The 26,874-nt window shown below is 46.6% G+C and carries 23 protein-coding genes, 1 tRNA gene and 1 pseudogene; 15 read left to right on the top strand and 10 right to left on the bottom strand.

Annotated elements, in window-relative coordinates:
- The 6 genes and pseudogenes from ICN36_RS07185 to rng form a co-directional block, all read left to right on the top strand.
- Nucleotides 1-126: coproporphyrinogen III oxidase (locus tag ICN36_RS07185; RefSeq protein WP_216227731.1), on the top strand; the 126-nt coding region annotated here is incomplete at its 5' end.
- The gene (gene nadD, locus ICN36_RS07180; protein WP_216227702.1) at nucleotides 123-836 is read left to right on the top strand and encodes a nicotinate (nicotinamide) nucleotide adenylyltransferase; all 714 of its coding nucleotides are present in this window, start codon (nucleotides 123-125) and stop codon (nucleotides 834-836) included. The genes ICN36_RS07185 and nadD, both read left to right, overlap by 4 nt.
- A gap of 36 nt (nucleotides 837-872) precedes the next feature.
- Nucleotides 873-1,262: pseudogene (gene rsfS, locus ICN36_RS07175) on the top strand (ribosome silencing factor); the annotation flags it as partial.
- A 23-nt stretch (nucleotides 1,263-1,285) separates the two neighbouring features.
- Complete coding sequence (gene rlmH, locus ICN36_RS07170; RefSeq protein WP_216227700.1) at nucleotides 1,286-1,729, top strand: 23S rRNA (pseudouridine(1915)-N(3))-methyltransferase RlmH; 444 nt, start codon at nucleotides 1,286-1,288, stop codon at nucleotides 1,727-1,729.
- The gene (locus ICN36_RS07165) at nucleotides 1,722-2,366 is read left to right on the top strand and encodes a nucleoside triphosphate pyrophosphatase (protein ID WP_370623449.1); all 645 of its coding nucleotides are present in this window, start codon (nucleotides 1,722-1,724) and stop codon (nucleotides 2,364-2,366) included. Before rlmH ends, ICN36_RS07165 begins: the two co-directional genes overlap by 8 nt.
- Nucleotides 2,363-3,826: a ribonuclease G gene (gene rng, locus ICN36_RS07160; RefSeq protein ID WP_216227699.1), complete on the top strand. Its 1,464-nt coding sequence runs from the start codon at nucleotides 2,363-2,365 to the stop codon at nucleotides 3,824-3,826. Before ICN36_RS07165 ends, rng begins: the two co-directional genes overlap by 4 nt.
- Before the next feature lie 26 nt (nucleotides 3,827-3,852).
- On the opposite strand, the gene msbA is transcribed toward rng, so the two are convergent.
- The gene (gene msbA / locus ICN36_RS07155; protein WP_216227698.1) at nucleotides 3,853-5,616 is read right to left on the bottom strand and encodes a lipid A export permease/ATP-binding protein MsbA; all 1,764 of its coding nucleotides are present in this window, start codon (nucleotides 5,614-5,616) and stop codon (nucleotides 3,853-3,855) included.
- Between the two features lie 10 nt (nucleotides 5,617-5,626).
- Between msbA and ICN36_RS07150 the strand changes: the two genes are divergently transcribed.
- The 3 genes from ICN36_RS07150 to ICN36_RS07140 are packed head-to-tail and all read left to right on the top strand — an operon-like array spanning nucleotide 5,627 to nucleotide 8,336.
- Nucleotides 5,627-6,388, top strand: coding sequence for a glycosyltransferase family 2 protein (locus tag ICN36_RS07150; protein WP_216227697.1), 762 nt, complete (start codon nucleotides 5,627-5,629; stop codon nucleotides 6,386-6,388).
- Nucleotides 6,385-7,164 (top strand): glycosyltransferase family 2 protein, encoded by a 780-nt coding sequence (locus ICN36_RS07145; protein ID WP_216227696.1) that lies wholly within the window; start codon nucleotides 6,385-6,387, stop codon nucleotides 7,162-7,164. Before ICN36_RS07150 ends, ICN36_RS07145 begins: the two co-directional genes overlap by 4 nt.
- A 14-nt stretch (nucleotides 7,165-7,178) precedes the next feature.
- Nucleotides 7,179-8,336 (top strand): glycosyltransferase family 9 protein, encoded by a 1,158-nt coding sequence (locus ICN36_RS07140; RefSeq protein WP_216227695.1) that lies wholly within the window; start codon nucleotides 7,179-7,181, stop codon nucleotides 8,334-8,336.
- Between the two features lie 27 nt (nucleotides 8,337-8,363).
- Here ICN36_RS07140 and dnaE read toward each other — a convergent pair whose 3' ends face one another.
- Nucleotides 8,364-11,981 carry a DNA polymerase III subunit alpha gene (dnaE, locus tag ICN36_RS07135; RefSeq protein WP_216227693.1) on the bottom strand — a complete coding sequence of 1,206 codons (3,618 nt, stop codon included), beginning with the start codon at nucleotides 11,979-11,981 and terminating at the stop codon, nucleotides 8,364-8,366.
- 3 nt (nucleotides 11,982-11,984) lie between these two features.
- On the opposite strand from dnaE, the gene gluQRS reads away from it, so the two are divergent.
- Nucleotides 11,985-12,935 carry a tRNA glutamyl-Q(34) synthetase GluQRS gene (gene gluQRS / locus ICN36_RS07130; protein WP_216227691.1) on the top strand — a complete coding sequence of 317 codons (951 nt, stop codon included), beginning with the start codon at nucleotides 11,985-11,987 and terminating at the stop codon, nucleotides 12,933-12,935.
- A gap of 28 nt (nucleotides 12,936-12,963) precedes the next feature.
- Here gluQRS and ICN36_RS07125 read toward each other — a convergent pair whose 3' ends face one another.
- The 3 genes from ICN36_RS07125 to ICN36_RS07115 all read right to left on the bottom strand — a co-directional run bounded on the left by ICN36_RS07125 (nucleotide 12,964) and on the right by ICN36_RS07115 (nucleotide 16,165).
- Nucleotides 12,964-14,421: a DEAD/DEAH box helicase gene (locus ICN36_RS07125; RefSeq protein ID WP_216227689.1), complete on the bottom strand. Its 1,458-nt coding sequence runs from the start codon at nucleotides 14,419-14,421 to the stop codon at nucleotides 12,964-12,966.
- 6 nt (nucleotides 14,422-14,427) lie between these two features.
- Nucleotides 14,428-14,832: a heme-binding protein gene (locus ICN36_RS07120; RefSeq protein WP_216227729.1), complete on the bottom strand. Its 405-nt coding sequence runs from the start codon at nucleotides 14,830-14,832 to the stop codon at nucleotides 14,428-14,430.
- A gap of 148 nt (nucleotides 14,833-14,980) precedes the next feature.
- Nucleotides 14,981-16,165 carry an alanine--glyoxylate aminotransferase family protein gene (locus ICN36_RS07115; RefSeq protein ID WP_216227687.1) on the bottom strand — a complete coding sequence of 395 codons (1,185 nt, stop codon included), beginning with the start codon at nucleotides 16,163-16,165 and terminating at the stop codon, nucleotides 14,981-14,983.
- Nucleotides 16,166-16,370: 205 nt separating this feature from the next.
- Between ICN36_RS07115 and ICN36_RS07110 the strand changes: the two genes are divergently transcribed.
- The gene (locus ICN36_RS07110; protein ID WP_216227685.1) at nucleotides 16,371-17,057 is read left to right on the top strand and encodes a GntR family transcriptional regulator; all 687 of its coding nucleotides are present in this window, start codon (nucleotides 16,371-16,373) and stop codon (nucleotides 17,055-17,057) included.
- Nucleotides 17,054-20,143, top strand: a complete 3,090-nt coding sequence (locus tag ICN36_RS07105; RefSeq protein WP_216227682.1) for an FAD-binding and (Fe-S)-binding domain-containing protein — start codon at nucleotides 17,054-17,056, stop codon at nucleotides 20,141-20,143. Before ICN36_RS07110 ends, ICN36_RS07105 begins: the two co-directional genes overlap by 4 nt.
- A 50-nt stretch (nucleotides 20,144-20,193) precedes the next feature.
- Here ICN36_RS07105 and ICN36_RS07100 read toward each other — a convergent pair whose 3' ends face one another.
- From ICN36_RS07100 to queG, 3 genes are read right to left on the bottom strand one after another with little or no spacing between them, the layout of a single operon-like run.
- On the bottom strand, nucleotides 20,194-20,553 hold the full coding sequence (locus ICN36_RS07100; RefSeq protein WP_216227681.1) for an AzlD domain-containing protein: 360 nt from the start codon (nucleotides 20,551-20,553) through the stop codon (nucleotides 20,194-20,196).
- Nucleotides 20,550-21,335 (bottom strand): AzlC family ABC transporter permease, encoded by a 786-nt coding sequence (locus ICN36_RS07095; RefSeq protein ID WP_216227679.1) that lies wholly within the window; start codon nucleotides 21,333-21,335, stop codon nucleotides 20,550-20,552. Before ICN36_RS07095 ends, ICN36_RS07100 begins: the two co-directional genes overlap by 4 nt.
- A 26-nt stretch (nucleotides 21,336-21,361) precedes the next feature.
- Nucleotides 21,362-22,465, bottom strand: a complete 1,104-nt coding sequence (gene queG, locus ICN36_RS07090) for a tRNA epoxyqueuosine(34) reductase QueG (protein WP_216227678.1) — start codon at nucleotides 22,463-22,465, stop codon at nucleotides 21,362-21,364.
- A gap of 43 nt (nucleotides 22,466-22,508) precedes the next feature.
- Between queG and tsaE the strand changes: the two genes are divergently transcribed.
- From tsaE to ICN36_RS07075, 3 genes are all read left to right on the top strand, one after another.
- Nucleotides 22,509-23,051 carry a tRNA (adenosine(37)-N6)-threonylcarbamoyltransferase complex ATPase subunit type 1 TsaE gene (gene tsaE, locus ICN36_RS07085; protein ID WP_216227675.1) on the top strand — a complete coding sequence of 181 codons (543 nt, stop codon included), beginning with the start codon at nucleotides 22,509-22,511 and terminating at the stop codon, nucleotides 23,049-23,051.
- 6 nt (nucleotides 23,052-23,057) lie between these two features.
- On the top strand, nucleotides 23,058-24,416 hold the full coding sequence (locus tag ICN36_RS07080) for an N-acetylmuramoyl-L-alanine amidase (protein ID WP_216862052.1): 1,359 nt from the start codon (nucleotides 23,058-23,060) through the stop codon (nucleotides 24,414-24,416).
- A gap of 86 nt (nucleotides 24,417-24,502) precedes the next feature.
- Nucleotides 24,503-24,578, top strand: a tRNA-Lys gene (locus tag ICN36_RS07075).
- A gap of 69 nt (nucleotides 24,579-24,647) precedes the next feature.
- Here ICN36_RS07075 and ICN36_RS07070 read toward each other — a convergent pair.
- Nucleotides 24,648-25,391, bottom strand: coding sequence for a cytochrome c (locus ICN36_RS07070; protein ID WP_216227669.1), 744 nt, complete (start codon nucleotides 25,389-25,391; stop codon nucleotides 24,648-24,650).
- A complete protein-coding gene (locus ICN36_RS07065; protein WP_216227667.1) occupies nucleotides 25,391-26,833 on the bottom strand; it encodes a hypothetical protein in 1,443 nt (480 codons plus the stop codon). Before ICN36_RS07065 ends, ICN36_RS07070 begins: the two co-directional genes overlap by 1 nt.
- Nucleotides 26,834-26,874: the final 41 nt, after the last annotated feature.

Genomic DNA, 26,874 nt, shown 5'->3' with positions numbered 1-26,874 from the left:
ACTGAATCGATTCTGATGTCGATGCCACCAGTGGTTCAGTGGTGGTACAACTGGCAGCCAGCTCCTGGCACGCCTGAGGCTAAGTTATATGACCATTACCTCAAGCCACGAGATTGGCTAGCTTGAGCGCCTTACCTTTGAATCCGTCTAAAAAAATTGGCATTCTTGGGGGGACTTTTGACCCCCCTCATGTGGGCCATCTAAAGCTGGCTACTCATTTTTCAAGACTGTTGCGACTAGATGCCCTGCTACTCATTCCCAGCGGTGAACCCTGGCAAAAAGGGGCTGGCATCACTTCTGCAGAAATACGTTTTAAGCTAACCGAGGCTGCTGGAATTGATTTAGCGCGCACATTTTTATATCTCAAGATCGCTACTCAAGTGGGTATTGACCGCATAGAAATCGATCGCGCTGGACCAAGCTATGCAATCGATACTGTCAAAGCCTTGCGAGAGCGATTTGGAGCAAATGCTAGCCTGACTTGGCTAATGGGAGCAGATTCCTTGGTAGCGCTTCCTAGCTGGAATTCTTGGGAAAAGCTGAGTCAATACGTCAATTTTGCCGTGGCCACTAGACCACATCATGATCTACAAGATCAAATTAGCCCTGATGTGACGCAATTTATTAAAGACCATGAGACAAAAGAGCTTGCTGCCCTTGAAAATAGCACTGCAGGCCTCATATATATCGATGACAGCTTGAATGTCGATCTATCCTCCACCGAGTTACGAGATCTCCTCAAATCAAGCTCTAGAAGCGCTATAGCGTCAGAGCAAATACCAACCCACACCCTAGAAATCATTACAAATCTGGGCTTGTATCAGCAATCAAGCTAAGATCACCTTAAATACAAAAATTATTACCGAGAAAATATGGACTTACGTAAATTACAACGCGTCGTGATTGATGCTCTAGAAGATGTCAAAGCACAGGATATTCGTGTATATGACACGACTAAATTAAGCGAATTATTTGATCGCGTGGTTATTGCCACAGGCTCAAGCAATCGCCAAACCCGCTCATTAGCAATGTCTGTCAAAGAAGAGGTGAATGCTAAAGGTGGTGAAGTTATTTCTATTGAAGGTTTAGAAACTGGTGAATGGGTATTGGTAGACTGCGGCGACGTTGTTGTGCATATTTTGCAACCGATGCTTCGCTCTTATTACCAGCTTGAAGGTATGTGGGGTGCTAAGCCAGTACGCGTCAAATTAGCTGGCGACAAAGGTCTTGCTAAGGCCAGCGAACCTGAAGACGACGACGAATAATTTCGTTTCGATTTAAATCGATGCGCTTAACTATTGTTTCAGTTGGTCATAAGATGCCCGAGTGGGTTGCAACTGCCACCCATGACTACATCAAAAGAATGCCTGCTGACTGCAGTATTGAAATCAAAGAGATCAAACCAGATCTCACCCCCGCAAAAGAAGCCGTAAAGATTGCTGCAGTCATTCCAAAGGGATCCAGGGTGATTGCTTTGGATGAACGTGGCAAAGATCAAACTACACAAAACTTAGCGACTCAACTGGCCAGTTGGCGCCAAGAGGGCTTTGACATCACCTTTTTAATTGGTGGGGCGGATGGCTTGGACGCGAGCTTAAAAGCAAGTGCACAAGCCATGTGGCGACTATCTAGCCTTACCTTGCCTCATGCAATGGCTAGAGTATTGCTAGTTGAGCAACTCTATCGAGCCTGGACCATTCTGCAAGGCCATCCATATCATCGTGAGTAAGTTAATAAACCCCGTGCATTCTTTTATATACCTTGCTTCGCAGAGTCCTCGTCGACAAGATCTCTTAAAGCAAATTGGCATTCGCTTTGAAATGCTGTTACCCACCCCCGATGAAGACAGTGAAAGTATCGAAACTCCCTTGGCCAATGAAAAGGCTCGCGCCTATGTAGAGCGTGTTACTTTGGCAAAAAGTGCTGCAGCACTTTCGAGATGGAAAAAAAGTGGATTGCCTTGGGCCCCGATTCTCTGCGCCGATACCACTGTGAGCCTACCCAATAATCCTGATGGAGAAATTCTGGGCAAGCCGGCTGATGCAGCAGATGCTATGCGTATTTTGAGTATGCTCAGCGGCAAAGTACATGAAGTGCTCAGCTCGGTAGCTGTGACCATAAATCCCGATGAAAAACCAATACAGCTAGTACAGGTTTCTGAAGTTCAGTTTGCCGATTTATCTATAGAGCAGATAAATGCCTATATCGCCAGCGGCGAGCCTTTTGGTAAGGCCGGGGCCTATGGCATCCAGGGACTCGGTGGCACTTTTATTCCCTCAATTCAGGGAAGCTATAGCGGTATCATGGGTCTACCTATTTATGAAACCAGGCTTTTACTAGAACGCGCCCAAGTCAGCAGCATATGAACGAAGAGATACTGATCAATATCACCCCGCAAGAAACGAGAGTTGCTTTAATTCAGCAAGGCGCGGTTCAAGAATTGCAGATTGAGCGTACTCGGCAACGAGGTATCGTCGGCAATATCTATTTGGCTAAAGTTGCTCGCGTATTGCCAGGTATGCAATCAGCATTTATTGAAATTGGTCTCGAGCGCACTGCTTTTATGCACGTTGCAGACATCACCCAAAATAATCCTCAGGCACAAATTGAAAAACTATTGTTTGAGGGGCAAACACTGTTAGTGCAAGTATTAAAAGATCCACTGGGTACTAAAGGGGCTCGCCTGACAACCCAATTGAGTATTGCTGGCCGTAACTTGGTTTATTTACCCCCTGCGGGCAGCGATGCTGCAACTGAAAAATATATCGGCGTTTCTCAGCGCATTGATCAACCTGAAGAGCGTGAGGCGATCAAGGCTCGTCTTGCCAGCCTGATGGCTGACGATGAAAAGGGCGGCATTATTGTCCGCACCAGCGCCCAAGATGCATCCGATACCGAACTTCAGCATGACATGCTTTACCTGCGGACCACCTGGGAAAACATTCATGCGGCAATGAAACATAATCCAGCCCCCACCCTCCTCCATCAAGATCTCAGTCTTGCTGAGCGAGTCTTGCGTGATGTTGCTGGAGAAGAAACCACTCAAATTCGGGTGGATTCTGCTGAAAATTTTGAGAAGCTCAAAGCTTTTACCACCGCTTACATGCCCAATCTACTGGGCAAGCTGACCCTACATCGTGGCGAGCGCGCGTTATTTGATTTGTTTGATGTGGATGCAGAGATCAATAAGGCTCTCGGTCGTCGAGTAGATCTAAAGTCCGGCGGCTATCTCATGATTGATCAAACGGAGTCTATGACAACGATTGATGTCAATACTGGCAGTTATGTCGGCGCACGCAATCTTGATGACACCGTCTTCAAAACTAATTTGGAAGCAGCTCAAGCGATTGCCCGCCAACTCCGCTTACGCAATTTGGGTGGCATCATCATCATCGACTTTATTGATATGGTTGGCAAAGACCATCAAGAATCAGTTTTGCATGAACTCAAACGCAACCTAGAGCGCGATCATGCACGCACCTCAGTGAGTGACTTTTCTGCTTTGGGTTTAGTAGAAATGACTCGCAAACGCACTCGTGAGTCATTAGCCCACATCACCTGTGAGCCTTGCGCTACTTGCCTTGGCAAGGGTGAGATTAAAACTGCGCAGACAATTTGTTACGAGATTTTGCGAGAGATTGTGCGAGAGCACCGCCAGTTTAATCCACGAGAATTCAGAATTGTGGCAGCACCTGATGTCATTGATCTATTCTTGGAAGAAGAAAATCAATTCTTGGCACAACTGGGTGACTTCATTGGCAAGCCGATTACCCTCCAAGCTGAGGGTAGCTTCCGTCAAGAACAATACGATATTGTTCTCAGTTAAAGCTTCTAGATTTTCGTTGTACTAAATTAAGCGTTAGAGAATTGGATACGGTGTAGATTCGCATATAGGCCATCTTGCTTAATTAAATCTTCGTGGGAACCATTTTCAACAATCTTGCCATGCTCAAGCACCACAATTCGGTCGGCATGTTCAATTGTTGATAAACGGTGAGCAATCACCAAAGTAGTCCTATTCACCATTAAGCGCTCGAGCGCTTCCTGAACCTGACGTTCGGATTCAGAATCCAAGGCTGAAGTAGCTTCATCCAAAATCAAAATTGGTGCATTTTTATAGATTGCGCGGGCAATAGCCATACGCTGGCGTTGTCCACCGGATAAGCGATTACCGTTATCACCCACCATCGAATCAATACCTTCAGGTAACTCTTTAATTAGCGCGCTCAAATTAGCAGCCTCTAAGGCCTCCATGACACGTCCGCGATCAATACCGCCTTGATCGCTGGCACCATAGGCGACGTTAGCAGCAATCGTATCGTTAAAGAGAATGACGTCCTGACTCACAAAAGCAATCTGACGTCGCACATCAGCCAACACAATATCTTCGAGAGGAATGTCATCTAAGAAAATGTGGCCACTGGTAGGCTCATAGAAGCGCGGCAATAAATTAACGAGCGTAGATTTACCACCACCCGAAGGGCCAACAAAGGCTACAACTTCACCCGGTTTAATGTTGAGATTGATATTGCGCAAAGCATCTTTTCGCCCCGCCTCTTGTTGATATGAGAACCCAACATCATCAAAACGAATAGCACCTTTTGCCTTGTTGAGCGATTTCATGTTCTGCTTATGCTCTTCATCCTCTTCAAAAGGCTGATCCATTAATCCAAAAATCATTTCTGCAGCAGTAAGGCCACGTTGTAACGGCTGATTAATATCGGCCAAGTGCTTAAGCGGTGAAATCACCAACATCATGGCGGTAATAAATGCCGCAAAACCACCAACAGTCGTGCCTTCGGTGGCAGACTGCATCAACGCGATTACCAGCACTACGGATAAAGCCATAGAGGCAATCAACTGAGTAATTGGCTGATTTAGCCCACCAGCCACAGCAGACTTCAAGGCAAACTGACGTGCACGTTCAGCTTTTTGCTTAAAGCGGTTCATTTCGTACTCTTCAGCACCATGAACTTTCACTATCTTATATCCCGCAGACGCCTCTTCCACAATATAGGCAAGCTCACTAGTGAGTGTTTGCTGCTCTCTATTTAACGATCTTAAGCGGCGGTTAATTTTGCTCATGATGAATGCAATCACGGGGAAAATAAACAGAACGACCAATGTCAATTGCCAGTTTAGGTAGATAAGATAGCCCATCAAACCAATTACAGTGAGTGAGTCACGCACCAAGCTAATTAACATTCCACCCATAATGGAAAGAACATTATTCACCTCAAAGACAACTGCATTAATGAGATTTGATGCAGAGTTCTGTTGAAAAAAAGTGGTCTTTGCGTGCAAAAGTGTTTGAAACATTTGCTCGCGCAATTTCAATAACACCGCATTAATTACGCGAGTTAATAGATAATTGGATAAAAATTGAGCCAAACTACGAACTAAGGCCAAGCCAACCAAAAAAACAGGGACTTGCCAGAGCTTGCTATTGAGCTGACCAGTAAAGCCGCGGTCCAGCAAAGGCTTCATAAGGGCCGGAATGGAGGTTTCGGCTCCAGCCACTAGAGCCATGGCCAAAAGCGACCCAATAATCAAGCCATAATGGGGCTTGAGGTAGGTAATTAAGCGATTTAGGGCAGTACGGTCTTGAGCATTCATATAATGAATTATGCCCACCTTATCAGTCATACTCATCACCCGCAATGAAGAGGCCAATTTGGACGATTGTCTGACCTCCCTGGAAGGGATCGCCCAGCAGATCGTGGTGGTTGATACCAATAGCTCTGACCGCACCCTAGAAATAGCCAAAAAGCATGGGGCAAGCATTTCTCAGCCTGCGGATTGGCCTGGTTTTGGCCCCCAAAAGAATCGCGCTTTAGACCTCGCTACCAGCGAGTGGGTGCTATCCCTGGATGCCGATGAAAGACTAACCCCCGCCCTGAAATCCGAAATTCTGACAGCGATTCACCATAGCGCCCATGTGAATTGTTTTGCTATCCCCAGGTTGTCCTGGTATTGCGGGCGCTTTATCCGCCACTCTGGCTGGAGTCCCGATTATGTCGATCGCCTCTTTAAGAGAGGAACTGCTCGCTTCTCGGATGATCTGGTCCATGAGCGTCTCATTCCGAATGGTCAGGTTGCAAGACTAGAGAACCCCATGTTGCATTACAGCTTTATGAACTATTCACAAGTTCTGCAAAAGCTAGATCGATATTCCACAGCATCAGCAGAGCAAGCGTTCGCCAAAGGCAAAACTAGCAGCCCTGCTAAGGCAGTTTTACATGGCGTTTGGGCCTTTATTCGTACTTATCTTATTCGCGCCGGATTTTTGGACGGTGCCCAAGGATTTGCTTTAGCAGCGTCCAATGGTCAAGGCACCTACTACCGCTACATGAAGCTCTGGCATCTAAACCAGGAAGCAAATAAATGATTTCGATTTTGTTGGCCACCTACAATTGGCCACAAGCGCTCAAGCTTTGCCTGGAATCGCTGGCCACTCAAACCGATAAGAACTTTGAAATTATTATTGCTGATGATGGTTCTGCTGAGAGTTCGCGGCACCTTATTGAAGCAATCAAGGCCACTCATCCGATCTCAATCACACATCTCTGGCAAGAAGATCAGGGTTTTCGGAAAACCAAGATTTTGAATCAAGCAATAGCTGCTGCCCATGGTGACTATTTAGTTTTCCTAGATGGTGATTGCATCGTTCAGCCAGACTTTGTAGCTCGGCATCGTCAATTAGCCCAAAAGGGATACCTTGTTACCGGCAGTAGAGTCTTGCTTAATGAAAGTCTGACCCAAGAACTACTCACCTGGCCCCATTGGAGTTTTCAGACATTTTGCGCAGGACTATTAAGTAAGCGCCTTAGTACTGGCATCAATAAATATTGGCCCCTCAAGATAAAGTTGGGTAATGGCTCTTGGCGTGATTACCAAAAATTTGTTTGGCGTCGTATTAAAGGATGTAATCTAGCCTGCTGGAAGGCAGATGCAGATGCAATCCATGGATTTGATGAAACCATGATGGGCTGGGGACATGAAGACGCTGATTTTGTTTTCCGATTACAACACCATGGTATTCGCCGCAAATCTGGATCTTGGTCGACCGAAGTACTTCATCTCTTTCATAAAATCCATGATCAAAGCAACGCCGCTGAGAATGCCCGTCGTGTGCGTGAAAAGATTCTAGCTAAAGCACTTTAAGTATTCCGATAGCGATGACTTCTTACTCCAAACTCAAACCTAAAAAAGTCCTATTCATTGCCACCAGGCAAATTGGCGACGTATTAGTAACGACACCCTTAATTAGCAAGGCTAGAGAGCTCTGGCCGGATGCAGAATTTCATTTCTTAGGTTACCGCGGCAAGCTGGAGATGCTCCATGGCAATCCCGACATTGCTGAAGTAATTGAAACCTCTGATCGACCTGGCTTTGGCGAATACCTAACCCTATTTAATCGTCTTTTTCAGCGTTATGACTTGGCAGTAGTGACGCAACCCAGTGATCGTGCTTACTTCTATGGCTTGGTTGCTGCGTTCAGAAGGGTTGGCGTGCTTGGCGGTCATCCCCAGGGTAAAGATGCACAAGATCAACACAAACGCAGCAAGAGCAAAAAGCAAAACGCTTGGAAGAAATTCATCTGCATGCATACAGTGGATGTTGACTACTTTAATCAGCATGTCATTACTGAAAAACTGCGCCTACTAGAGCCCTTCTTTCAAAATCGCTCTGAACTTTTTACCAAGCCGATTTCGGTTACTTCGCCTGCTGGAGAGCCCTTAACACCCGCTATTGTTAACGAACTCAAGCAACCTTATGTCGTTGTGCACCCAGGACCGCTCACTGCCTACAAACGTTGGCCACTTGCTTATTGGCAAGCACTCATTACTTGGCTGATAAAACAAGGTTTTCAGGTGGTATTAAGTGCCTCACCTGCAAAGCAAGATGTACAACTCAATCACGACATCATTTCTTTGCTGGATGATGAAAGCAAAAAACAAGTGATCAATGCTGCGGGCAAATTATCGATTCCTCAAGCAGGCACACTGATTCGGAATGCTATTTTATATATCGGCGTCGATACCTCGATTACCCATTTAGCCGCGGCGTGCAATACCCCAACGATTACCTTATTTGGCGCCACCCCACCAACCAACTTCGGCCCTTGGCCCAATGGGTTTATTGGCGAACAGCCTTATCAATTACGCGCCCGCGCCCAAACAGTTGGCAAAGTCACCATTCTTCAGGGTCCTGGTGAATGCGTCCCTTGTCGTAAGGCTGGATGTCTAGACAAAGCGGATAGTTACAGCGAATGTTTAGATTTACTAGAGCCTGGACAAGTGATTGAGGCTATTGGGAAAGTATTGTCGAACTAGATTAACAGTCAATACTGAATGACGTGACTAGAGGTACCGAATCTGTACAGGGTCTTTTTGCTTAGAAGCTAGGATTTGATTGAGTCCATGCAAGCATGCATCATCTGGGTAAATGCGTAACTCTTCCGGGAACTGCATTAAACAAGCGCCACCACTGGTAGTGACGGCAGCAGTGAGCATTAAGCCCTTCATGCCCTCATTCGACCCGGGCCCAGCCGAGGCAGATGCACCCAACTTTGGATCTCGCACACGATTGGCCATGAGGTAGGGGTTAATTTGGCTACGGAGCATTTTGATATCGATCGCGTTATCAATACAAACATGGACATTGCGAGCAAAGCGCATACGTGCGCCAGTAATGTCCATTACTGCCTCAGAGACAATCCGCATTCCGCCAGAGAACTTATCGGGCATCACATTTACCTTGGCAACCAACAGCTCATCTTCTTTTAACCAAGAACGATTGGGTTCGTAGACTTCGCTATACAAGGTCACTTCAAGCGCTGCAGAACCATCATCGATAGTTGCAATCATCATGCGACCACGTTGACCAGTGAGCATTCGTGCAGAAGTGATGATCCCCGCAATGAGTTGATCCTTACCTTCTGCTACCTTGGATAGGGGTTGACGAATGAAGTGGGAGGTCTCATCACGATAGGCATCGAACATATGCCCCGTTAAGCAAAGACCTAAAGAGGTCTTCTCTTCTTGTAAGCGCTTTTTCTCAGACCAGGTAGGCTCACGCACTAACTCTGGGAGATGGCGATCCTCTTCACCTGCAACCTCAAATAAGCTCACTTGATGTATTGATGCCTCGGCTTGTTCAGCAGCCTCAATCGCTCTCGCTAGAGAGGCAAGCAAGGTTGAGCGGATGTCATACAGATTTCCACCTGCAGGGACAGAGTCGCGATACAAGCTATCAAAGGCACCAGCACGCATTAGAGCTTCAATAGCACGACGATTCACCTGACGACGATCAACACGTGCGCAGAAATCAAATAAATCTTTAAATGGGCCGCCAGTTTCACGTGCCTTCACGATGGATTCAATCGCAGCCTCGCCAGTACCACGTACCGCACCTAAACCATAACGAATATGACTAATTGGGGAATCTGGCGCAGCATCGGGCGCGCGCAATGGCGTGAATTCATAAACACCAGTGTTGATATCTGGTGAAAACACCCGAATATTGTTAGCCAAGCAATCGTCATACAGAATCTTCACCTTATCGGTGTCATCCATCGCGAGTGATAAGTTGGCCGCCATAAATTCTGCGGGGTAATACGCTTTGAGCCAAGCAGTTTGGTAAGCTAAGAGTGCGTATGCAGCTGCGTGGGACTTATTAAATCCGTAACCCGCAAAACGCTCCATCAAGTCATAAATCTCGTTTGCTTTTGCCTCTGTAATACCGCCTGCTTTTGCGCCATCACTAAAGATCTTGCGATGTTGGGCCATTTCTTCTGGCTTTTTCTTGCCCATCGCACGTCGCAACATGTCAGCGCCACCCAATGAGTAGCCACCGATCATCTGTGCCATTTGCATCACCTGCTCTTGGTAGACCATGATGCCGTAGGTCTCCCTTAGAACGGGCTCAATACGGGGATCTGGATACTCTACTTTTTGACGACCATGCTTACGCTCAATAAAGTCAGGGATCAAATCCATTGGGCCCGGGCGGTATAAAGCTACCAAAGCAATAATGTCCTCAAAGCGGTCGGGCTTAGCTTCACGGAGCATGCCTTGCATGCCGCGGCTTTCTAGCTGGAATACCGCAACTGTGTTAGCGCGCTTAAGAACATCAAAGGCTTTTTCATCGTCTAACGCAATCTCGCCGATATTCCAATCTCTGCGATCTGCATGGAGTGCTTTAATCCACCGCTCTGCTGCTGCCAAAATCGTTAGGGTAGTCAAGCCCAAGAAGTCGAACTTCACCAAACCAATTGCTTCTACATCATCTTTATCAAACTGACTAATGACCGAGCTACTATCTTGATCTTTACTTTCCTGGGTATAAAGAGGGCAAAAATCGGTGAGGCGACCAGGGGCAATCAATACGCCACCCGCATGCATACCGACGTTACGAGTCATGCCCTCTAACTGCTGCGCCAAGGATAGTAATTGACGAACTTCATCCTCATTCTTTTCGCGCTCAGCTAATTGCTTCTCTTCCTTCTTCGCCATTTCAATGGTCATGTACTGACCTGGCTTATTCGGCACTAGCTTTGCAATACCATCTACGAAGTTATAGCCCTGCTCTAGCACGCGCCCTACGTCACGAATCGCCGCTCTTGCAGCCATCGTTCCGAAGGTTGCAATCTGACTCACCGCATCTTTACCGTACTTATCCTTAACGTACTGAATCACACGGTCGCGACCATGCTGACAGAAGTCGATATCAAAGTCGGGCATGGATACCCGCTCTGGATTTAAGAAACGCTCAAAGAGCAGGTTGTAACGCAGCGGATCTAAATCGGTAATGCCAAGTGAGTAAGCGACTAAAGAGCCCGCACCAGATCCACGACCAGGACCAACAGGCACGCCATTATTTTTAGCCCAGTTAATGAAGTCCGCTACGATCAAGAAGTATCCCGGGAAGCCCATTTGAGCAATTGTCTTCACCTCAAAGACCAAGCGCTCGTGATAGCGTGTCATTTCTTTTTCGCGCTCTTCTGCATCTGGGAAATTGCGCTCCATGTGGCGCTTTAAACCAATCTCCGATTGCTGCAAGAGATAATCATCGAGCGTAATGCCAGGAGGCGTTGGAAAATCCGGTAAACGTGGTTGACCTAAAACCAGCGAGAGGTTGCAACGCTTCGCAATTTCAACCGAGTTCGCCAATGCCGCAGGCAAATCAGCAAAACGCGTTTCCATTTCTGCTTGAGTCAGGAAATACTGCTCGTCATTAAACTTTTTAGCCCTGCGCGGATTGCCCAGTAACTCGCCTTCAGCAATGCAGACACGAGCCTCATGCGCAGTAAAGTCGCTTTTTTGCATGAACTGTACTGGGTGTGTTGCAACCACTGGCAGATCTAACTCGCTAGCAAGATGGCAAGCAAGTTGAAGTTGTTTTTCATCTTGAGGGTTGCCGCCTCGTTGAACCTCGATATAGAAGGACTTCGGAAAGAGTTTTTCGTAGCGTCTGGCAATGATCTTGGCCTGATCTTCTTGCCCACCCAATAGCGCTGTACCTACTTCGCCCATGCGCGCGCCAGAAAGGGCAATTAATCCATAAGACAGAGTGCGTTTAGCAGCCTTATCTTCTGCTTTGGCAGCGGGCTCACTAAACCAGGCGGAATTTACTTCAGCGCGACCACGAGATTGATTGTCTAGGGATGCCCTACTTAGCAGCTCGCATAAATTGAGATAACCGGAATGATTTTGTACCAAGAGCAATAATCGATAAGGCTGATCTGGGTCTTGAGAGTTGCTAATCCAAACATCTGCCCCAGCAATCGGCTTGATCCCGCCAGATCGGGCGGCGGTATAAAACCGTACTAAACCAAATAAATTACTTAAATCTGTGATGGCCAACGCGCCCATCTCATCTTTGACGGCGGCAGCTACCGCATCATCAATGCGCACGACTCCATCCGTAATCGAAAACTCGGAATGGACGCGAAGATGAACAAAACGGGGTGAAGCCATGAGATGATTTTAGCTGTGTCCAAACTTAAAAACCCTTCATCCCCAGCCAGCGGCTATCGTGGGCGCTTTGCCCCCTCGCCCACTGGTCCGCTCCATGCCGGATCCCTGGTTGCTGCCCTTGGAAGCTGGTTGGATGCCCGTAAAAATGGGGGTAAATGGCTACTCAGAATCGAGGATTTGGATACTCCCCGATGTATACCCGAGGCAACTGGGCAGATTAAGTCTCAATTGCTCGCCTGCGGCCTTTCTTGGGACGAGGAGGTCATCCATCAATCAGCGCGCCACAAGGCTTACCAAAGCGCTTTAGAGCGCTTAAATGAGCTCAAATGCCTATATTCCTGCTCCTGTTCCCGGCAAATGATTGCCAATACCCTTGCAAGCCAAGGGATTGAAACGTCCCGCAACCATGAGATGGTCTATCCCGGCACTTGCCGTCCTGCCTCCTTAATGAGCAATGGGGTAGAAACTGTAAAGTCATTACAAAAGGCTTGGCGTATCGCCCTTCCCCAAAACTGCCTTATTGAATTTGAGGACTTGGCATTGGTGCCGCAAAGCCAGAATCTCAATACCGAAGTGGGGGATTTTGTACTACGCCGAAGCGACGGTTTATTTACTTATCAGCTTGCCGTTGCAGTCGATGATGCCGAGCAGAACATTACACATATTGTGCGCGGCCAAGACCTATTGAGTAATACCGCAAGACAAATTTATCTTCAAGAGCTATTGGGATATGAGAGGCCCAAGTATCTACATTTACCTCTTGTGCTCGATGAGCATGGTGAAAAACTCAGTAAACAAACGTTAGCAAATCAAATCAATACACAAGATGACAAGCACTCGCTGATTGAGTTGCGCAAAGCGGCAAAACATTTAGGGTTGAAGCATTTGCCTGATGGCGAGAATGTCACTATTGCAGAGTGGCTATTGGCAGCCACTCATGCATGGCGAAGTTAATGATTCGAAGTAAATTACTCGAAGTGAATTACTTTTTCTTAAAGCCACCCAGCAAAGCGCCAACAGCGGGCTTAGCAGGAGTAATACCAACTTTTTTCTCTTCTGGATTGGTAGCGTCTGCAGCAGATGCTGCGGGTGCAGATGGCTCATAAGGCTTATAGAAGAAGGGGTCTGACATTTTGGCTGGTGCGCTATATGAGCTTCTGGATCCACTAGAGCCGCCATAATTACTGGATGATGGACGACTTTGTGAAGGCGCTCCTTCAGGCAAAGGCTGTACATCCAACTTACGCTTCATCAATTTTTCAATATCGTCTAGCAAGCGCTTCTCACTGGCATCAACCAAGGCAATCGCATCACCTTTACTACCAGCACGACCAGTACGGCCAATGCGGTGAATGAAGTCTTCTGCGTTATATGGCAGCTCGTGATTAATCACACAAGGCATGTCTGGAATATCTAGACCGCGTGCAGCAACATCGGTTGCTACCAATGCTTCAATCGCGCCAGATTTAAATGCATCTAAAGTTAGAGTACGCTCACCCTGACTCTTGTCGCCGTGAATCGCGCCGGCTTTAATGCCATCGCGCTCTAAGGCACGAGAAAGCTTTGCACAACCTAAACGGCTATTAGTAAAGATGATGCACTGACGAGATAAACCAGCGCGGGTACGTGCCTCTAAAACTTTGACAATCGCACGTTGCTTATCCGCAGACGAAACCATGTGCACTACTTGCTTCACCGTATCAGCGGCTGCGTTTTGACGAGCTACCTCAACCGTTACGGGAGTGCGTAAATAACTTTGTGCCAGCTTTTTGATTTCTGGCGAGAAGGTTGCGGAGAATAATAATGTTTGTCTTTGCGCAGGAATCAGATCAATGATGCGCTGTAAGTCGGGCAAGAAGCCCATATCGAGCATGCGATCGGCTTCGTCTAAAACCAAAATCTCCACTTGAGAAAGGTTGGCAACTTTGGAGCCAATGTGATCGAGCAAACGTCCTGGTGTAGCAATCAAAATCTCTACGCCATTACGCAAAATTGCAACTTGCTCTTTCATGTCCACGCCACCATAAACAACGGCAGCACGTAAATCAGTATGTTTGGAATAACTTGCGGCATTCTCCGACACTTGCACTGCCAACTCGCGAGTTGGGGTCAGAACAAGCGCACGAATTGGATGGCGTGCGGGAGAGGCGCTGTTGCTAGCGTGACGCAAAATCTTTTGAATAATCGGTAATACAAAGGCAGCAGTCTTACCAGTACCGGTTTGCGCTGCGCCCATCAAGTCACTTCCTGCTAATACATGCGGTATTGATTGGGCTTGAATTGGAGTGGGAATGGTGTAGCCCTGCTCAAGAACCGCTTTTTGAATTTTCGGGTCTAAACCAAAGTCAGCAAAAGTGATTGTTGCTGGAGGGGTAACACCAGGAGTGGCGGTATCGCTCACCCCTGTAGAAGAATTTATTTCAGTAGCAGTATTTGTCAAGGTAACTTACAGGATGGCCGCAATGCCGGCCTTAGCGGTTTCAGCATCCTCGGTCGATTTAACGCCGGAAACGCCGACTGCGCCGATGGTAAAGCCATTTACATCGATATTGACCCCACCTTCTAACATGCCTGAAATGTGTGGGGCAGATAAGAATGAAGTGCGGCCGTTATTAATAATTTCTTCGTAAACGCGACTCTCGCGCTTACCCATTGCAGCTGTACGTGCTTTTTCTTGAGCAATGTATGCGGATACTGGAGCACAACCATCGCGACGAATTAAACCCAACAGATGACCGCCATCATCACAAACGGCTATTGTCACTGCCCAATTATTGGCAGCAGCGTGCTTGTCTGCTGCATCCAAAATCTTTTGAACATCAGCTTGAGTTAAGTAAGGTTTAGTAGCCAACATGTTTAATCTTTCTGTCTCGAATATGGTGTGTTTATTTCGTGCACTGCTATATAAGTACTTGAATTATAAGGGGTGTAGCGTAATTCCTTATACAGAATCAGGCTCCACCCCACTGAATACGCTTCTGTGTTGCTCTAAGTCCTTCTTATTTAAGGAACTCTTGGGCTGCAACGACTCCGCTAGCCTTGGGTTTGTAACCCATTGAACCTAGACTCATCTCTACCCCGCTAAGGGCAGCCATCAAGCTCAATTCATTGCAATCGCCCAAATGGCCGATACGGAATGCCTTGCCTTTGATCTTGCCTAAACCTGTTCCGAGCGAGAGATTGAATTTCTCCAAAGCATGTTTACGCAATACATCTGCATCCATACCTTCTGGTGTTGCAATACAAGTGAGTACTGGTGAGTAGCAATCTTGATCTTGACACTGAATCTCCAGACCCCATGCATTGACCGCCTCACGACAAGCAGCAGCTAAACGTTGGTGACGCGCAAAGATCGTATCCAATCCCTCGGCCATCATCATGTCCATCGCTTCATGTAGTCCATACATCAAATTGGTGCTGGGAGTTGTTGGCCAATATCCATTCTTATTCGACTCTAGGATCTCATCCCAAGCCCAATACGATTTATGAATTTTGTTATTTTTGCTAACTTCAATTGCGCGTGGTGATAAAGCATTAAAGCCAATACCTGGTGGCAACATCAAGCCTTTTTGTGAGCCAGAGATGGTCACATCCGCGCCCCACTTGTCGTGCTCATATTCTGCTGAGCCCAAGCCAGATACGCTGTCTACGAGCAATAAGGCTGGATGCTTTAAAGAATCAATCGCTTTGCGAACTGCTGCAATACTAGAAGTCACGCCGGTCGAAGTTTCGTTATGCACAACGCAAACCGCTTTGATCTCATGACCAGTGTCTTTGCGTAAACGCTCTTCAATCACAGATGCATCAACACCCCAACGCCAAGAATCTTGTCCTGCTTTACCAACTACTTCCACATCTAAACCAAGACGCTTACCAAGAGCACGCCACAAGTTAGCAAACTGACCAGTTTCATAGAACAACACTTTGTCGCCAGGATTAAGAACGTTTACTAATGCGCCTTCCCAAGCGCCTGTTCCAGAGGCAGAATAAATAATGACGGGTTGCTCAGTTTTGAAAATCTTTTTAATGCCATCCAATACCTTCAGGCCAAACGCACCAAACTCAGGACCGCGGTGGTCAATTGTTTGATAGCTAATGGCGCGCAGTACGCGTGGAGGAACAGGACTTGGGCCAGGAATATGTAAAAAATGGCGTCCTGATGCGTGGTTATCAAGCTTCAACATGCTGTGTCTCACTTTTAAAGTGTTTATAGGTAGTTATTTCTGCTACTAGTGTATGACAATTTTTGCGAAATTTCTATTTTGTATACAAATTATTTGCAATAGACCCCAGAATAAAGCCAAATTTAAGCATTTAAAGGCTTTATTTATGCCTTAAGATCGTTTATTCTTATTTTGTATACAAATTATTAAGACCAGAGCTTGATCCATGACAGTACTAGAGCAGCCAAATTCACAAAATTTGCATGAAGCTACATTCGAGAAGCTCAGATCCCTCTTGGTTGAAGGCAAGATCGTCCCTGGCAGCAAACTCAATGAACGCGAATTGGCTGAGAGCCTCAACGTCTCCCGCACCCCCATTCGTGAGGCGATTCGCCGTCTGGCCGCTGAAGGCTTGGTGGAGTTAATCGCCAATCGTGGCGCCATTGCCATACAACTCAGCCTTGAAGATGTTTTGAATACGTTTGATGTGATTGCAGATCTAGAGGGGTTCTCTGGAGAATTGGCTGCGATCAATATTAGTGATGCCACCCTCTCTGAATTAGAAGCCCTTCAATATGAAATGATGGCTTCTTATGCGCGTCGTGATTTATCGAGTTATTACAAACTCAATTTACGCATTCATCATCTCATTAATCAGGCAGCAAACAATCCTGTTCTATCCAAACTCTTTACTCAAGTCAATGCACGTATTGAAGCCTTGCGCTTTCTTTCCAATCAGGATGGCGTGAAATGGGAGAAGGCAGTAGAAGAACACCAAGAGATGCTTGATGCCCTCAAGGCAAGGGATAGTGCTCGCATGCGCAAAATTATGATCCAACACGTCAGAAATAAACGTGATGTGGTTGCTCAATTACTCCAATCAGAAGCTCAGTCAGAAACTGCCAAATCATGAATAAGCCCCTAGACCTTAAAGAACTCATGGTGGATCAAGCCACACTAGCTAAGCGCTTATGCCAAGAGACTTCTGGCGAAGTGATGACTGATAGTGCGGGCCGTGGGCGCTATGCGACTGATGCTTCTATCTATCAAGCCATGCCAGTTGCAGTGTTTGTACCAAAGACTGCACAAGATATTGCTAGCGCTATACAGATTGCAGCTGAGATGGGTGTACCCGTTCTGCCACGTGGAGGTGGCACTAGTCAGTGCGGCCAAACTACTGGTGCGGCTTTAGTTATTGATAACACCAAATACTTTAGAAACGTTTTAGATCTCAATCTAGATAAAGGTTATGTAGAAGTTGAGCCTGGCATTGTTCTAGACCACCTCAACGGCCCACTAAAGCAACATGGTCTTTGGTATCCAGTCGATGTCTCTACTGCAGGACAAGCAACGATTGGCGGCATGGCAGGCAACAACTCTTGTGGCAGTCGCTCAATTGCTTACGGCAATATGGTTCACAACGTTTTAGGCATTGACGCATGGTTGGCAGATGGCAAAGTTGCCAACTTTAGCGATTACGCAAGCAGTACTGGGGCCGCAAAGCAGTTGGGTAATTTTGTTAAAAACTTAGCTACCACCCTTCAACCAGAAATCGAAGCACGCTTTCCGAAGGTGCTTAGGCGTGTTGCTGGTTACAACCTTGATATCTTTCATCCACAGAGTGAGTTGCCTTACACCCAAGATGGCAGCGTGAATCTAGCTCATCTATTGGTAGGTAGCGAAGGCACCCTTGGGTACTTTAAATCACTCAAGCTCAAGCTAGCACCTTTGCCCCAACATAAAGTATTGGGCATTGTGAACTTTGCCAGCTTTTATAAGGCAATGGATAGTGCACAACATATTGTGAAGCTCGGTCCTACCGCTGTTGAGTTAGTTGATCGCACCATGATTGATCTAGCGCGCAGCAATCCTAGCTTTAAAAAGACGATCGAGACTGCGCTCATTGACCACATGGTGCAGACTCCAGAAGCCATCTTGTTGGTGGAGTTTTCTGGTGAAGCACATGCTCCATTACTTGAGAAGATCAAAACATTACAAGAACTCATGAGTGATTTAGGTTTGCCAGGCTCAGTAGTACCTATGCCTGATGCGTCTTTGCAAAAGAACTTGTGGGAAGTACGTAAAGCAGGCCTGAATATCATGATGAGCCTCAAAGGCGACGGTAAGCCCGTGAGCTTTATTGAAGACTGCGCGGTTCCACTGGAGAGTTTGGCTGATTACACTCAGGCACTCACTGATGTCTTTTCTAAATATGGATCACGTGGCACTTGGTATGCCCACGCTTCTGTAGGCACACTGCATGTGCGTCCTATTTTGGATATGCGTAGAGATGGTGCTCAGAAAATGCGTGCTGTTGCCAAGGAAGCTTCAGCCTTGGTACGTAAATACAAAGGTGCTTATAGCGGTGAGCATGGCGATGGCCTTTGCCGTGGCGAATGGATCTCTTGGCAGTTTGGCCCCAAGATCACTGAAGCTCTTGCTGAAATTAAACATGCATTTGATCCAAAAGGATTATTTAATCCTGGCAAGATTGTTGATCCGCCGAAGATGGATGATGCAAGCAACTTTAGATTTCCACCAAGCTACAAAGTTATTCCATTAAAACCAGCGCTCGATTGGTCTGCTTGGAATGTGCAAAACGATCCAGTGACAGAAGCAACTACTGCGCCCGGCACAGGTGGTGATCCCGCCATGGGATTGGCTAAAGCAGTAGAGATGTGCAATAACAATGGCCACTGTCGCAAATTTGATGCAGAAGTAATGTGCCCTAGCTATCGCGTGACACGTGATGAGAAACACCTTACTCGCGGCAGAGCCAATACTCTGCGTCTAGCACTCTCAAATCAACTCGATCTAAAAAGTGGAACATCGCCCGAATCTTCTCCATTAGCAAGCGATGCCATTAAAGAAGTGATGGAGCTGTGTGTGAGCTGCAAGGCCTGCCGTCGCGAGTGCCCTACTGGCGTCGATATGGCCAAGATGAAGATTGAGTTCTTATCTGCCTACAAGAAGCGAGTTGGCCATTCCTTGCGAGATTTAGCAGTTGCTTACCTTCCTAAATACGCCAACACGATTAGCACTATTCCATTCTTGCCGGCCTTATTAAACTTCCGCAATCACATTAAACCCATTGCAACCCTTCAAGAGTGGGTCATGGGAATTTCTGCACAAAGAAGTCTGCCGATCTGGAAGAGTAAGACTTTCTGGAACCAGAAAGCAGCAAACTCTTATGAGTACACACCAGAGCAGCTTGCTAGCAATACCGATGGCAAAGGTATTGTTCTATTGGCAGATACCTTCAATGCTTATTTCGAAGATGAAAACCTACAAGCAGCATTAAAAGTACTCAATGCAGCAGGTTATCGCGTGCATATTCCGCACAAGAGTCAAGCAAACAAAATAAAGCAAGCTAATACTAATGAAAACGGCTGCTCCAAAGAGTTTTGCTGTGGCAGAACCTATTTAGCTGCAGGTATGGTGGATAAAGCCAAGGAAACTCTTGGTGAATTGGTTGATCACCTCGCGCCCTATGCTGATAAAAACATTCCGATTATTGGTTTAGAGCCTTCATGCTTATTTACCCTTAAAGATGAAGCCTTAGTAATGGGCTTTGGCGATCGTGCTGTCAGTGTTTCTAAGCAAGCGCAATTGCTGGAAGAGTTCTTGGCTAGCGAAGTAAGGGCAGGTAAGCTCACATTGAATCTCAAGTCAGCCGATAAGTCAGTGTTATTTCATGGTCACTGTCATCAGAAAGCATTTGCCGCAGTAACTCCTGCAATGGAATTACTCAAACTCATTCCCAATGCGGAACCTAAGCTGATTGAATCATCTTGCTGCGGTATGGCTGGTAGCTTTGGTTATGAGGCCGAGCATATTGAAGTGTCTAAGCAAATGGCCGAAGCCAGTCTATTGCCAAGCATTCGAAAGTCACCCGATAGCTGGGTGGTAGCTGATGGCACGAGCTGTCGCCATCAAATTGCCGATGGTACTCAACGAGAAGCTGTACATATCGCCAGAATTTTGGCGGCACATCTCTGAACCTAAGTACTTAAAGAACTATCGTATCAACGAATTAACGTATTAACGCTTCAACGAATAACGCCGTAACTCACCATCAACAAGGTTCCAGTCAACAAGGCTGGAACCAAACGGCGAGTTGGCTTAGAGATCATTACGCCAATTGCCAAGGCGCAAATCAGAATCCGGATCCACAAAGGCACGGTTGCCATCAAGCCTAAGGGCATCACAATCAAGCGAATCGTTAAAGCAGCTACCATCGCATAGGTCACAGCAGCTAACCAGCGGAAGATTTCGCTATCTTGATTAATGCTTTGCGATAGAAATACGCCAATCGCGCGACAAAAATAAGTGCCAAGACAAGCACCTACCAAGGCGATCCACAAGCCCCAGCCTGAAAGCGCGTTAGACACGGTATCCATGACACTCATCCAATAACTCCAGTTTTCTTGCGCAAGAATTTACGATCAATAAAGTAAGCCAGAGTACCTGCGACCAGGCCAGCCGTTAACAAACTGGTATCACGATCAATTGCAAAGAAAATGGGGCCAAAAATACAGCCCAAAAAGATGGCAATGCGATTAATCCAAGGCTTTACCTCAGTAAATGTCAGCAAAAAAAACAGGGGGTTAATAAAGACTAAGCCTAGGGTCACAGCGGGTGGCACCATACCGGCCAAGTAAAAGCCTAAGATGGTTCCCGGAATCGAAATCAACCAACACAGTAATCCCAAGCCAACAAAATAACTGAGGCGATGTTTAATCTCAATCGCATGAAACTCGCGCATAGAGATGGCCCATGCTGTCATCGCTAGCAAATGCACGGAAGCATACAAACTGCGATTACGATCTTTTTGATGAAACTGCGGAAAGAGCGTCACTGTCATGGTAATAAAGCGCGTTGATGTAAGCGTGACTGCCAATGCGATTGCAACAACAGATGATCCAGTAATCGCCATCTCGAGCAAGACAACCTGTCCCGGTAACGCGAACATGAAGAATGAAGTGAAGGTGGTGAACCAAACATCAAAGCCGTTGGTTTTGCCCATAGCCCCAAAGCCCACCATACCAGCAAAGAGCACCATAGCAGGAGCACCTGCCGCATCCCGAATGCCAGACCAAAAGGCATCGCTTGGATTTTTAAAGCGCTCTGCCGCAGACTCTTCTAGTGCGATTTCGCTAGGATCAATATAGGGCTGGTCTGCAGATGACATAGATTAATTGTAAGCCTTGTAACTTTTTAAGCCTTGCAGTCCCCTAGGGCCCATTCAATATGCTCGGCCACCAAAGCATCAGCATCTACAAGGGCCTTAGTTAAAGCCGAGCGTATTGCTGACTTATCGGTATCTGCTAGAGCAGAGCTTGCCAGCGCATTACCCATTGCTACCGCTAGATTACGACGCCAGCGGCTATAACCAATTCTACGAATGGCGCTGCCTTCATGGCGTTGCTCAAACTCCGCTTCAGTCCAAGACCATAAATGCAAGAGGCTTGCTTGCCCCAGGCCATGACGTCTTGCAAAGTCTGGTAGCTCAGTGCGCTTAGCAAACTTATTCCAAGGACAAATCAACTGGCAATCATCACAGCCGTAGACGCGATTACCCATAGCGCTTCTAAATTCAACTGGTATAGCTTCAGAATTTTCGATGGTGAGATAAGAAATACATCTTCTGGCATCTAATTGATATGGTGCAGTAATGGCTTGCGTTGGACATACATCAATACAAGAGGTACAAGTTCCGCAATGCTCTTCAATCTCTTTATCAATCGGTAGTGGCACATCTACCAAGATCTCACCCAAGAAAAACGTGGAGCCAGATTCTCGATTCAGTAAAAGTGTGTGTTTACCACGCCAACCTAATCCCGCCTTACGCGCTAGCTCTACCTCCATTAATGGGGCTGAATCGGTAAATACGCGATAGCCCAACTTCCCAATACGTTCTTCGATGAGTTGGGCAAATTCTTGCAAGCGATTACGCAGTACTTTGTGATAGTCACGCCCCCTGGCATACATTGAAACCACTGCTTGAGTGGGATCCTCTAGTCGTTGCCACTCAGTATCGAAATTAGTTTCGGGCGGGAGGTAGTTCATGGATACACAAATCACGCGCATGGTCCCGGGAACCAAGAGTTCGGGATTAGAGCGTAAATCAGCGTGGCGCTGCATGTATTCCATTTGGCCGTGACGACCCTGCTCCAGCCATTCTTTTAGGCGATCAGTCGCAGACCCTAAATGGGTGTCAGTAATCCGCAAGCCATCAAACCCAAGCTTAGTCGCTTGGGCATTGAGCCAATCACGCAGATTGGTCTTATCTAAGGATTGAGAGCTAGTAGATAAAGGCATATGGAATACAGAATGTAGCGCAAATATTGAATAAACTAGGGGAATGACTCAAACACCGGCAACGACAACAAAGGCAACCCCGCCTTCAGCAATAGAACTCTATTGTAGGCAGGAAGCCGATACCGCCTCTCTTGCCAAGCATCTGGCGGCCAATTTTGAGCACTTTCTGACTCAGCAGCCAGATTCACACTTAAATATCTCCTTAGAAGGTGATCTTGGCGCCGGCAAAACGACATTTGCGAGATACCTCATTCATGCGCTGGGTCATGTTGGTAAGGTAAAGAGTCCTACCTATACTTTGTGCGAGCCTTACCCGCTGCAATTAAAAGAGCAAGCAATCACTATCCACCACTTTGATTTGTATCGCATGCGTGATCCCCTAGAATGGCAAGAAGCGGGATTCGCGGAGCATTTTGATGTTCCGGGCATTTGTTTAATTGAGTGGCCAGAAAAAGCAGAAGGCACTTTGCCAAGTTTTGATATTCAGATTCAGCTGTCTGCTGGTGCGGATGAGAATGGGCGCACTATTAAGATCAACAGCTTGAGTCCATCTGGAGCAAGTGCATTGCAAGAGATTAAGTCCTAGTAACACATGAGCGCTAAAAAGATCAAACCAAAGATCAACCTCTCGAAAAGACTAACACTCAAGACTTCAGCGAAGTTCTTAAGCTTTGCTCTCTTGCTGACAGAGCTCGATATTGCTTGGGGCGCCAAGATATTGGGTGTGCGCGTCTGGCCATCCGAGGACTATACCCGCGTCACTTTGGAATCTGACACACCATTACCGATTACACAGCAGATTTTGACTAACCCAGATCGATTGGTGATTGATGTGCAGGGGTTGGAATTAAATCCAACCCTTAAAGATTTAGTAGCCAAGGTAAAGCCAAACGATCCTTATATCTCACAGGTTCGGGTTGGGCAATTTCAGCCGGGTATTGTGCGTTTGGTGTTTGACTTAAAAGAACCAATTAAGCCACAACTCTTTACCTTAGAGCCGATTGGTGAGTACAACTACCGCATGGTATTTGACTTGTACCCTACTACCCCGCCGGATCCTTTGATGGCTTTAGTGAGAAGCAGCGCCAAGAAAGAAAGCGCTCTCGAGAAATCCAATGAAGAAGTAGACCTTATCGCGCAGTTCGCCACTAAGAAAGAAAAAGAACTTGCTAAGATTCCAGCTGCTCCAGTGGCGCAAGCCATTCCGGATCCAAAGGAATTGCCAGCGCCTGCTAAATATAAGCGCTTGATCACTATAGCGATTGATCCTGGCCATGGTGGTGAAGATCCCGGAGCGATTGGTGCCGCAGGCTCTAGAGAAAAGAATGTCGTCCTCGCCATTGCCAAGCGGCTCAAAGATAAGATTGAGGGCGAAGCGTATATGCGCCCTTTCTTAACAAGGGATGGCGATTACTTTGTGCCACTACATGTCAGAGTTCAGAAAGCACGTCGTGTAGAAGCTGATTTATTCGTATCGATTCATGCAGATGCCTTCATTGAAAGAAATGCTAAAGGTGCATCAGTGTTTGCACTCTCTCAAATGGGAGCGAGTAGTACCGCCGCCAGATGGATGGCGAATAAAGAAAATGCTTCTGACCTAATAGGTGGCATCAATATCAAGACGCAAGATAGGCAGGTTGCTAACTTGCTATTAGATATGTCGACTACCGCCCAGATTAAAGACTCTTTACAGGTGGGCAACTCCATCTTGAAGCAAATTGGTGGATTTGCACCTCTACACAAGGGCAAGGTAGAACAAGCTAGCTTTGCTGTTTTGAAGGCTCCAGACATCCCCTCAATCTTGGTTGAGACCGCTTTTATTAGCAATCCTCAAGAAGAGGCCCGCCTAAACGATGATGGCTACCAAGACCGGATTGCAGAGGCCATTTTGAAGGGAATTAAGGACTATTTTTCCAAAAATCCACCGGTCGCCAGACGGGTCAACTCCTAGGAACTTGTAAGTACAAGGGTTGAGAGGCAGACACCGTAGACCTGAGGAGCGCTTACAAACTTCTTGCTATAATTTATGGCTTAACTGGGTCGGTAGCTCAGTCGGTAGAGCAGCGGACTTTTAATCCGTTGGTCGCGAGTTCGAATCTCGCCCGACCCACCAGTTATACAAAAGCCACCTTTGGGTGGCTTTTTCTTTTTACACTCTACATTCATTTAATGCTCAAGCAGGTTACTCCAAGACGTTTAAGTAAGCCGCCACAGCCTCAATATCAGATTCAGAGAGATTTTTCTCTTCATTGATCATTAATACACCATGTGGTCTAGCAAATTTAATGGTTCGAGGTGCCCATGTATTGCCACCTACTTCCATGAACTCTTTTTGAAGTGGTTCTTTCCAAACATTGAGCTGTTGAATTAAATAATAATTATGTTGCCCAGCGATTCTTGGGAACGTAGCCATACCCTCGCCCCTGGGACCGTGACAAGAGTTACATTGAATGACGCCTTTAGCAGGAATTCCATTCTCAAATATTTCTTTCCCGCGCGCTAACTTTGAATCACTTGAACTAACCTTGCCTGCTCTTACAGGCGGCTGCTTAGAAAAGTAATCTGCTAGTTCTTGTATCTGCTTATTAGTTAGCGAACCAGCCATACCCCACATGTATTGCACAGCATATTTATTACTTCTAGTGTGATCACGGTAATCCTGCAGCTGATTGACTAGATATTCTCTTTGCTGCCCGGCCAGGTTTGGAACCATCGGCGATTGTGATTGCCCATTTACCCCATGACATGCTGCACATACTTGTACTGCAAGCACATTACCCGCAACTTCATAATCGCCCAGCGTTCTACTTCTACTTGGATTTTCTAACGTAGTTACTGGTGGAATGTGATTAAAGTAGGTACACCCCGTCATAATAGCCAGTGATATCAGCATGGTGATGGAAGAGGTCTTGAGAAGTATCTTCATTACATCGCCACCCACAAATAGAGCCAACTCGCATTATTTGCACTGGCATTGGTTCCAGATCCGTTGTAGTTGATTGTTCCACCGTTATATTTGGTAAATGCAGTGTACTGATAAGTCAGGCGCACATTTTGGAGAGGTTGATACCAAATCGACGGAATCCATGCTGTGGAATTCGGGTTTAAATTAGCACCAGTTACCGCATTGGTTCCGTAACGCGCGTCGCCAGTTCCAGTAATGTTCTGAAATGCCACTGCTGCTCCATAGGTGGCGTTGTAGACATAGCTCACCTTGGACATGAAAGAATTGGTTTTGTTATTCGGGTTGCTATACAAAATTCCCGTTGGGTCGGAGATATTTTCTTTGGTATAGCGAGCCTGTGCGGTTACCGTATGTGGATCTACCAAGTATTGATACTGCCCATCGATCGCCCTATCCTGAAACTTCACCGTTCCCGCACTTAAGGCAGGTGCATTTACTGGTCCACTACATGTAGGTGCAGCTCCTTTATAGGAGCTACTATCAGCCACTGTATTACAGCTGGCATATTGGTTGATGTTGGCGCCCAAGAATCCAACCATCCAATTATGTCCAGCATGCTCGTCACTCTGATATGCAAACCGAAAATAGGGATTAAGGCCCTGCAAATAAACCGGTGCACTATTGGGATTGCTATTGGAGGCAGGATAGGTCATCCAAGAAAGCGGACCCGAACCGCCAGATTGGTACAGATTAACCTCACCATAAAAATTTTGGTTTACATAGCCATACACACCGTATCCTGGGTTATGAACAGAATACGCCGATAGCCTGGTGTTATAAGGCAACCCATAAGTAGAATAGTTTCTGGTGGATCCCATGTACGGATACATCCACATTGGAGAGGAGTTCCAGACATCGGTAGCGCCAGCATAGTTATTGAGAGATGCGCCCCATATAAAGTCCTTCACTACATCTGCAGTATTTCCGACATAGTGATCTGCATAACGCCAGTCTTGAATATCTGCTGCAAATTGATTTTGATTCGGAATACTTCCTTTGCCACTCACCTGCTCATCAAATGCGTAATACCATTGGCTAAAAGCGCCAAAGTTATCCGCAATCTTTCCGCCCACATCCAAAAAAAGATAGTTAGGCTCTAGCTTGCCACTTTGGTGGACTTGCCCAGTGCCATTGTTTCCATTGGTGCTCGTAGCAGCACCACCAACAAACTGTACTGACACTGGAATATTAGTGCGCTCACCAATCGTATAAGCCGTTAATTTGAAGTAGCGTCCATATGGTGTTAACTCTGGGTACTGTCCACCAGCATGACAAGAAACACAGTTTTGACCGGTTTGCCGAGAGAATAGTGGCAGAGCTTCTGCATCAGCAAGGCCCGCACAAAAGAACACTACTCCTAATGGAATTAGTAGAAGAGCCCTCAATTTTTTTATCAAACCCATCAAGCTAAGTCCTCTAAAGCCATTTTTAGAATATGCACAAA

Origin of the sequence: Polynucleobacter sp. UK-Gri1-W3 (assembly GCF_018881595.1) — a bacterium.
Classification (GTDB): domain Bacteria; phylum Pseudomonadota; class Gammaproteobacteria; order Burkholderiales; family Burkholderiaceae; genus Polynucleobacter.
The sequence above is the reverse complement of the archived record's forward strand: the minus strand, read 5'-3'. Positions and strand labels throughout refer to the sequence as shown.